This window comes from Ruoffia tabacinasalis, from assembly GCF_005864045.1.
GTDB classification, from domain to species: domain Bacteria; phylum Bacillota; class Bacilli; order Lactobacillales; family Aerococcaceae; genus Ruoffia; species Ruoffia tabacinasalis.
Window position 1 is genome coordinate 37,466 of sequence record NZ_VBSP01000018.1, and the last position, 8,947, is coordinate 46,412.

The 8,947-nt window shown below is 37.3% G+C and carries 5 protein-coding genes; all 5 read right to left on the reverse strand.

What is annotated here, in order from left to right:
- Positions 1-77: 77 nt before the first annotated feature.
- A complete protein-coding gene (locus tag FEZ33_RS06410) occupies positions 78-1,820 on the reverse strand; it encodes a serine hydrolase (RefSeq protein WP_138404576.1) in 1,743 nt (580 codons plus the stop codon).
- 79 nt (positions 1,821-1,899) lie between these two features.
- Positions 1,900-2,637, reverse strand: coding sequence for a hypothetical protein (locus FEZ33_RS06415; protein ID WP_138404577.1), 738 nt, complete (start codon positions 2,635-2,637; stop codon positions 1,900-1,902).
- A gap of 142 nt (positions 2,638-2,779) precedes the next feature.
- Positions 2,780-3,511, reverse strand: a complete 732-nt coding sequence (locus FEZ33_RS06420; protein ID WP_138404578.1) for an amino acid ABC transporter ATP-binding protein — start codon at positions 3,509-3,511, stop codon at positions 2,780-2,782.
- Between the two features lie 3 nt (positions 3,512-3,514).
- The gene (locus FEZ33_RS06425; protein ID WP_235888785.1) at positions 3,515-6,460 is read right to left on the reverse strand and encodes an ABC transporter substrate-binding protein/permease; all 2,946 of its coding nucleotides are present in this window, start codon (positions 6,458-6,460) and stop codon (positions 3,515-3,517) included.
- A gap of 253 nt (positions 6,461-6,713) precedes the next feature.
- The gene (locus FEZ33_RS06430) at positions 6,714-8,252 is read right to left on the reverse strand and encodes a ClC family H(+)/Cl(-) exchange transporter (RefSeq protein ID WP_138404579.1); all 1,539 of its coding nucleotides are present in this window, start codon (positions 8,250-8,252) and stop codon (positions 6,714-6,716) included.
- Between the last annotated feature and the right edge of the window lie 695 nt (positions 8,253-8,947).

Consider the following 8,947-nt stretch of genomic DNA (forward strand, 5'->3'; position numbering starts at 1 on the left):
GCAAAACGCTTTCTTAAATACGATAGAAATTACAACAAAAAAAGCAAGCACCGAAACGGCACTTGCTAAAAGTGTGATTAATCCACAGATATCCACAACTGTGATCTTAATTCATTAAAGACATTATGAACACGAAGAGATAAATTCCCTACCTGGTCTGAAATGCTGTCATAATTCCCTGGATAAGACGTGTAAACAGCTAAAGAATAAGCCCCATATGGTGTGATAAATGTGGCGATATCATTTTGCTCTGTCTCTCCTAAACCAGACTTATTCCAAGACGTTGTTGAATATGGAATATATTGGCGTAAGAAATTATGTGTATTCATTGTCAGCTTATTAATTAACATCCCATCCCAAGGTTCACCATTGACTTGGTTGTTATCTAATAAAGCAAAGTAGCGGGCTGCATCATGAGGCGTTGTCGTAAAGTAAGTATCTTCACTATAATACTTTCCATTCACATACGTCTCATAAAGGCCTAATTGGTGGATATGCGGGTTGATAATGTATCCACCACCTACAACATCAATTAACAAGTTCGCAGCTGTATTATCACTATAAACCGTGACTAAGTTAACCAATTCATCAACCGTATACATACTTCCACTTGGCTGACCTTGAATAATTCCCGCTCCGGGTACTTTATCCCAATCCGTCATCGTCACATAAGTATCTGGTGATAATTCACCCGTCTTGTATTGATGGTAGACTTCACCAAGAACATAGATTTTCTGGGTACTTGCAGGCCAGAATTGTTGGTTATTAATATCAACTTGAGCCATTGTTTCATTATTAATAAAAGATGCCCCAACGTTAGCGTTGATCATTCCAATTTCTTCCCAGATGACTGCTTCCATCGTATCTAACAACTCACGTTCACTGTAGTAAGTTTCTACGTAATCTGTACCTGTCTCATCTTTTCGAACCCAACCTAATTCCTCATAACCAATGTAAACATGTAACCATTCTTCATCGAAAGAAGTGTACTCAGCAACAACTTCCATCGGCATATCATAGAAACCTTCTGTCGTCGTTCTCATCGTTGAGTTTTGTGTCTTAGGTGGTGCACTAAGAATCAATGAATCTGTTGCTTTATAAAGAATACTGTAATCAACAGGTTTGACCTCACTCATCTTTGTATATTCATAAGGTCTTTCAATAAAGAAGAAATCAGGTGCATCCGTAGGTACTAAATTTAATAACATATTACGGTGTTGACTTAACTCTTCAGCTTCTTCCAAACTAAAGCCAATATCTTGTTGCTTACCTTCTAGAAAGTAAAACCAGCCTTCCTCAGGTATGTTATGCCAACCCGTATATGGTGCTTCATTACGATATAATAATTCTTCATCCTCAACTTCATACCAAGCAAAGCCATTTAAACTTTCTTCAGACAATAAACGTTCTTGATTCACATAAGAAGTGGGTGAGACAAGCGCCACATTCGGACTAAAGTAAAACCACGGAACAATCTCAGGTAACTCTTCTTCTGGGGTTAATTCCCCATCATTTTCAGCGACTTCCGTTAGAAGCGGAGTTTCTGTTCGGTTCGCTACACCCACATTTACAACGGATGATCTTAAATCTTCAATTAATACACTGGCTTTCGGTTGAAGATGCAAAGTGTCATAGCGATGCTGTTCCACAAGTTCAGCTGGCGTAATTTCTTCAGCTTGATTGAATTCTTCACCGAGTGAATTTGCGGATTTATTTGTAAAGGGTTGCCCAATAGAGAAAAAGATGACAGCCAATACAATGACAATACCACCGGCAATGCCTCCAATTATTCCGTAACGCTTCATTTTATCTTTCTCCAATACAACCCTCCTTTCTTGTTTGCTTTAATTTTAGACATAACATTATTATATCCATTTTAATGATAAGTTCAATATTATTTTACACACGAAGTTTTGCATCAGGGTTGATTTTAAAGGTAATACGTTTACTGAAGTACTCGTAAATATCTTGTGATAGAGACATTTCTGGCATCATTTCTTTAAATGCATTATAGGAGAATCGTTCTCTTAACTCGATTTCGTCTGCCCCTTGTTGGACAACATTACGGTGAATAAATTGCTCGTAAGCTTCTTCATCTAAACGTCCACCTTGATTCTCAAAGACACGATGTGCAATCACTTTAAAGATAAAGTCTTCTTCCGCACGTTTCTCAAGTTGTTCATTAATATTTCCTTCAAGTTTTAATTGTTCACGCCCATATTGCTCTAATGGCATGTTATATTGATCGGCGTAAGCTTTCACTTGTCTTAAATAATCTGTAACATAACTGTCGCGTTCTTCACTATTTAAGATGACGTTTGAGTTGTCTGCATAGTATTTTAAGATGAATGGTAAGACTTCATTGTAGAATTGTAACTGTGTTTGGTTACGTTGGTATACTTCCATACCCGATTGTTTTAATTGTTGAATTGTTTTAACTCCTGGTAAAGCTAAAGCGTCTACCATTTCGTTTGTTAATTCGTCAACCGGTTCATTAATCATTTCTTCATATTGTCTGCGCGCATGGTCAACTAATGGTTGTGCCACGGCATCCCATGAAGGTATTTCAATTGTTAATTTTTCCTCAGGAACATTTATATCTTTATAACTCATTACATTTTCAACACTGCTTTTCATATTTAATCGCTCCTTTATATCTTGATATATTGTAGTCGAGAATCGCTGAAACAACAAGCCTATTTGGATAATTCCAAGACATTTTTAAATATTTTAAGAAAATAAAAAAGGTAGCCCGAAAGCTACCTCGTTCAAATACTAATTAAACTAATACTTTGTCTAAGAATGATTTCGTACGTTCTTCTTTAGGATTACTGAATAGTACTGAGGGAAGATCTTCTTCCACTACATAGCCACCATCCATGAAGATGACACGGTCTCCAACTTCACGAGCGAATCCCATCTCATGAGTTACAACAACCATTGTCATACCTTGTGCCGCTAAATCTTTCATAACGTTAAGAACATCTCCGACCATCTCAGGGTCAAGTGCTGACGTTGGTTCGTCAAACAACATAATATCTGGATCCATGGCTAAGGCACGCGCAATTGCCACACGTTGTTTTTGTCCACCTGATAATGAGTTTGGATATGCATCAGCTTTATCATCAAGTCCAACTTGATTTAATAAATCTAATGCTTTTTTATCTGCTTCATCTTTTGATAACACATCTAGTTCAACCGGTGCTAAAGTGATGTTTTCTTTAACACTTAAATGTGGGAATAAATTAAAGTGTTGGAATACCATTCCGATATTTTTACGCACCGAGTTAATATCTGTCTCTTTTGCACTGATATTCACACCATTAACATTCACTTCACCGCCGTTGATTTCTTCTAAGCGGTTTAGGCAACGAAGTAATGTTGATTTACCTGAACCCGAAGGGCCGATAATACAAACAACTTCTCCTGAGTTTACATGCAAATCAATGCCTTTTAAAACTTCATTACTACCAAAGCTTTTCTTTAATCCTTTTACTTTTACCTCTGCCATTGGTTACACATCCTTTTCTAGTCTATTAGAAATCTTAGTTAAGATTGTAATCAAGATAATGTACATTAATCCAACGATTAACCACATTGCTCCTGATTGATAAGTACGAGCAATAATAATTCGACCTGTTTGAGTTAATTCTACTAAACCAATTACTGATAGAATTGATGTATCTTTCAGTGTAATAACAAACTGGTTAATGAATGAAGGGATCATAATTCTGAACGCTTGCGGTAAGATAATTCGTCTCATTGTCTTACCTTTGTTCAACCCTAAACTTCGTGCCGCTTCATTTTGTCCGACATCAACTGCATTAATACCACCACGTACAATTTCAGCAATATAAGCCGCTGCGTTTATACTTAAGGTAGTAATCCCGGCTGCTACCGCTCCGAATGTCCAACCTGTTAATTGTGGAATACCGAAGTATACGAAGAATGATAATACGATCATCGGCGTACCACGCATCAAGTCAATATACACTTGAGCAATGAATGATAAGATAATATTACCAGACGTGCGCATTAAACCAATGATAATACCAATAACGGCTGCAATTGCAAATGACACTAATGTAATCCATAAAGTTGTCCATAATCCGTTAAGTAAAGCACGGCCATTTTGTTCGATTAAACCGAAGAAACCACTTGAAGAAGATTCTTCTTCTAATTCTTCCTCACCTAAGTAGTTCGATATTATTGTATCATACTCACCAGAGGCTTGAATATTACTTAGTCCTTGATTGAATAAACCAACTAATTCTGGGTTCTGACCTTCAGAAACTGCGAATCCATAATCAGTTACTTCCATTTGTTCACCAATAAAGCGTAATGGAATACCCCCTGTTTGAGCCGCATAAGCCATTACTGGGTAGTCTTCAATAACTGCAACAGAGTTTCCTGCTTGTAAATCTTCATACATATTGACTGAATCTTCAAATGTTGAAATCGTAAAGCCGTATTCGTCAGCCACTGACTCAGCTGCTGCCATTCCTGTTGTACCAGTCTTAACAGCAACGTTTTGACCTTCTAAATCTTCTAATGACTCAACGTCACTATCTTCTAAGACTGCGAATTGAACTCCCGCTTCATAATATGGGTTTGAGAAATCAAACGACCCTTCACGTTCTTCCGTGATCCCCATACCAGCAATCATTCCATCAATTTGACCCGCCTCAACAGCTTGTAAAGCCGCGTTAAATCCTAATGGACGAATCTCATAATTAAAGCCTTGATCTGCAGCGATGGCTGCAAGTAAATCCATATCAATACCAACGTATTCGCCGTCATCTCCAACGAACTCGAATGGTGCAAATGTTGTATCTGTACCAATCACATAAGTACGATCCGGATCAGCCACAACTTCTTCAGCTTCTTCTGAACCCTCTTCCCCTTCGGAACTTGGGTCTGCATTCGCCATGTCTGTATCGCCTAAATGCGTATTAACAATTTCATCAAATTCACCTGACTCACGAACATTTGAGAGTCCCGCATTAAACATTTCAATTAATTCTGGATTCTCACCTGTCTGAACAGCGAATCCATAATCTGTTACTTCCATTTGTTCGCTGATAAAGCGTAATGGAATACCCCCTGTTTGAGCTGCATAAGCCATCACTGGGTAATCTTCAATCACTGCGTCAGAATTTCCTGCTTGTAAGTCTTCATACATATTGACTGAATCTTCAAATGTTGAGATTGTGAAGCCGTATTCGTCAGCCACTGACTCAGCTGCTGCCATACCCGTTGTACCGGTCTTAACTGCAACATTTTGACCTTCTAAGTCTTCTAATGATTCAATATCGCTGTCTTCTAAAACCGCAAATTGAACTCCCGCTTCAAAGTATGGTTCTGAGAAGTCAAAAGATTCTTGTCGCTCTTCAGTAATCCCCATACCAGCAATCATACCATCAATTTGACCCGCCTCAACAGCTTGTAAAGCCGCATTGAAACCAAGTGGTCTGATCTCATATTCAAAACCTTGATCTGCAGCGATTGCTTCTAATAAGTCCATATCGATACCAACGAAATCACCATTCTCATCTTGGTATTCAAATGGTGCGAACGTAGTATCTGTACCAATTATATAAGTTCGATCTGGATCAGCGACAACTGCTGCTTCTGATTCTTGTGAACTTTCCTCTTCTTCAGAATCTGATTCTGATTCAGCTAAATCAATCTCACCTAAATGTGTATCAATAATTTCATCAAACTCACCAGATTCACGGACACTTTCTAACCCCGCATTGAACATTTCAATTAATTCTGGATTCTCACCTGTTTGAACAGCGAAGCCATAATCGGTTATTTCCATTTGTTCGCCGATAAAGCGTAATGGAATACCACCTGTTTGTGCTGCATAAGCCATCACTGGGTAATCCTCAATGACTGCGACAGAATTTCCTGCCTGTAAGTCTTCATACATGTTAACTGAATCTTCAAAGGTTGAAATCGTAAAGCCGTATTCATCAGCCACTGATTCAGCTGCTGCCATACCGGTTGTACCGGTCTTAACGGCAACATTTTCTCCTTCTAAATCTTCTAACGATTCAATATCGCTATCTTCTAAAACAGCGAATTGCACTCCTGCTTCATAGTACGGATCTGAGAAGTCAAAAGATTCTTGTCGCTCTTCTGTAATTCCCATACCTGCAATCATACCATCAACTTGTCCACTCTCTACAGCCTGTAAAGCTGCATTGAATCCTAGTGGTCTTATCTCATATTCAAAACCTTGATCTTCAGCGATTGCTTCCAATAGGTCCATATCAATCCCAACAAAGTCACCATTCTCATCTTGATACTCAAATGGGGCAAATGTTGTATCTGTAGCAATAATGTAAGGCTCATTATCCTCTTGTGCCTGCACAACCGTATTCATTACCGGTGCACCGACAAGTACGGTTAACATTACAACTAAACTCATAGATAACCATCTAAAAAACTTCATGTTTCACTCCAACTTTCCTTGAATTTTAATAATTGTAGAAACTTTTCTCATATTATTCTAACAATACTTATTATACGCGAAAACACCCCTCTTTCGCAACTTATATATATCATTATATGTGAATGAATCTAACATAAATCGATAGAATAACACTATAATCCTTACAAATAAGTAATTATTGCTATCTATTATGTAAAATTTTAACAAAAAAGCCGACTCCAGTTGGAATCGACTTTCATTAAATGTGTATTATCTAATCTTCATGTGTAAAGTAATTATGAACTAGCTCTGTGTCTAATACATTATGTAAAACCATCACCGTATCTAACGTTTTAATCGACTCATCTGCTTTAGGAAGCAAGTTTAATCCTTCTCGATTAATTTCAACAATCAGTAAATTTGTCGGCAAATTCAAATCAGAGATTAACGTATTCTTTAGTGGACTTTCTGGTCCAATTGTAAACGTCGACACGATTAATTCACTTTCTTCCACTTTTTGAGGGGTTAATCGCTGAATCAGGTTGTTATATAAAGTTTCGTAAATAGGCTCTGTACGAGTGATTTCTCCTACAATGAAGGCGATAATTGAAGCGAAGGATAACATGATTAAGTGAGTAAATGACCCTGTCATCTCCATTACGAGTACAATTGACATAATAGGCGCTCGAACAACTGCGGTCATCACCGCCGACATACCTAAGATGATAAAATTCACCATATAAACTGGCTCTAGCCCACTAATGTGGTAAACAAGTAATCCAGAGATTGCCCCTAAAACTAGGACTGGCAAGAAAATACCTCCTTGAACTCCACTATTATAGGATATACTGGTAAAGACTAACTTACCTATCAACCAAAAGACTAACATCCCCACACTAATCGGTGCAGCAACCATATGCTCCACTAAATGATGCCCTCCACCTAATAACTCAGGTGAAAATAATCCAACAACGACCGTCAACATAAAAATCAATGGTACTAAATAGATTGGTTTTAACCTTGTCCAAGCAAAGAAACGTCGTGTCCATTCCATAAAGTGATTAAATAAAATCCCCACTAAACCTGCAATTAAACCAACAAGGACTACCCAACCAATATCGTTCATATCAATCGTTTGATTCACTCTAAAAGAGAAAGAATAAATCTTACCTGCAAATATAAATGAAACGAAGTTTGCTGTAATACTCGCAATAATACTTGGTAATAATAAGTAATGTGAGAAAGAACCGTACACTTCTTCTAAAGTAAATAAAGTCCCAGCAATCGGTGCATTAAATGCAGCCGACAAACCAGCACTCGCTCCAGCCGTAATTAAATAATTGGAAGTTAATTTATCTGTCTTGAATAACTTCCCAACAATCTTTCCGGTCACTCCACCTAACTGAATTGACGGACCTTCACGCCCTAAACTTAACCCAATAAAGTTAGCCAAAGAACCACCAAGAAACTTACTAATTAAGGTCGGTCCCGGATTCATTGACAATCTGCCTAGTAACTCTCCTCGGATTTGAGGTATTCCAGATCCTCCAGATAACGGTGCCCACTTTAATAACTGAACGACTATCACACCGAATACAAACGCTTCGAGAAACATCCATAAATAATTAATCGAAAATGGCATGTTATATATCGAATCACGAATCGTATCCAATTCAGCTAATACAAAGCGATAAGCCACCGCAAGCATTCCGCTAAATAAACCCGTTACTAAACCCAAGAAAATTAATTTAAATTTATTTGTTCCGGCTAAGTTACTTTCCCTTACCGGAATCTGCTTATATTCCTTCACCATTCCACATCAATCCAGCTTTCTAAAATAATAAGTACATCCTTAATCATATCATAAATTATAAGTGCATGTATCAAAAAATGTGTGCAAAAAAGCACTTTTTAGTGGGAGCTAGATTGGATGATAATCAGAATACGCGAATTTGTCGGAAAGTGACACTTTTTTGAGTAAGAGCGTCACTTTGGGTTCTCATAGTGTCGCTTTTCAGGAAAAAGCATCACTTTGGGTTTTCATAGTGACGCTTTTACGCGTTTAATCATGGATAATCAGAAATATGATGATTTCATTCGTAAACTTTGTATCATTTTGGTAAAAATATCGTAGACAAATAGGTTTAAGAAGGAAAAATAAATACACCCTACTACACATACTGATAAGAATGTCGCATTTACTAAAAAAATTTATACTTCAGATAATATTTTGGACAAATTTCGGACATTATCGAAGAAATATAACAATCCATAATTGACGCAAAAAATCTCAACCTCAAAATTCGCACTATTATATAGAAGGAACAGAGCGCAAAAAAGGGGTTCTACAATAAATAGGGTTGATGACAAAAATTAAAATGTCATCAACCCTATCTTTGTGTCTTCTAAAAGACGCAGATATTCGTTATATTAAAAGTACCACCAAATAACATAAGGAGAATATCTACGCATGAACCATTTTATCCAAAAAACCTTTCAATTAAAAGA

Excerpts from the sequence above, each read along its gene's own strand:
- FEZ33_RS06415 (WP_138404577.1), bottom strand. The coding sequence starts at position 2,637 with ATGAAAAGCAGTGTTGAAAATGTAATGAGTTATAAAGATATAAATGTT.
- FEZ33_RS06420 (WP_138404578.1), bottom strand. The coding sequence starts at position 3,511 with ATGGCAGAGGTAAAAGTAAAAGGATTAAAGAAAAGCTTTGGTAGTAAT.
- FEZ33_RS06425 (WP_235888785.1), bottom strand. The coding sequence starts at position 6,460 with ATGAAGTTTTTTAGATGGTTATCTATGAGTTTAGTTGTAATGTTAACC.
- FEZ33_RS06430 (WP_138404579.1), bottom strand. The coding sequence starts at position 8,252 with ATGGTGAAGGAATATAAGCAGATTCCGGTAAGGGAAAGTAACTTAGCC.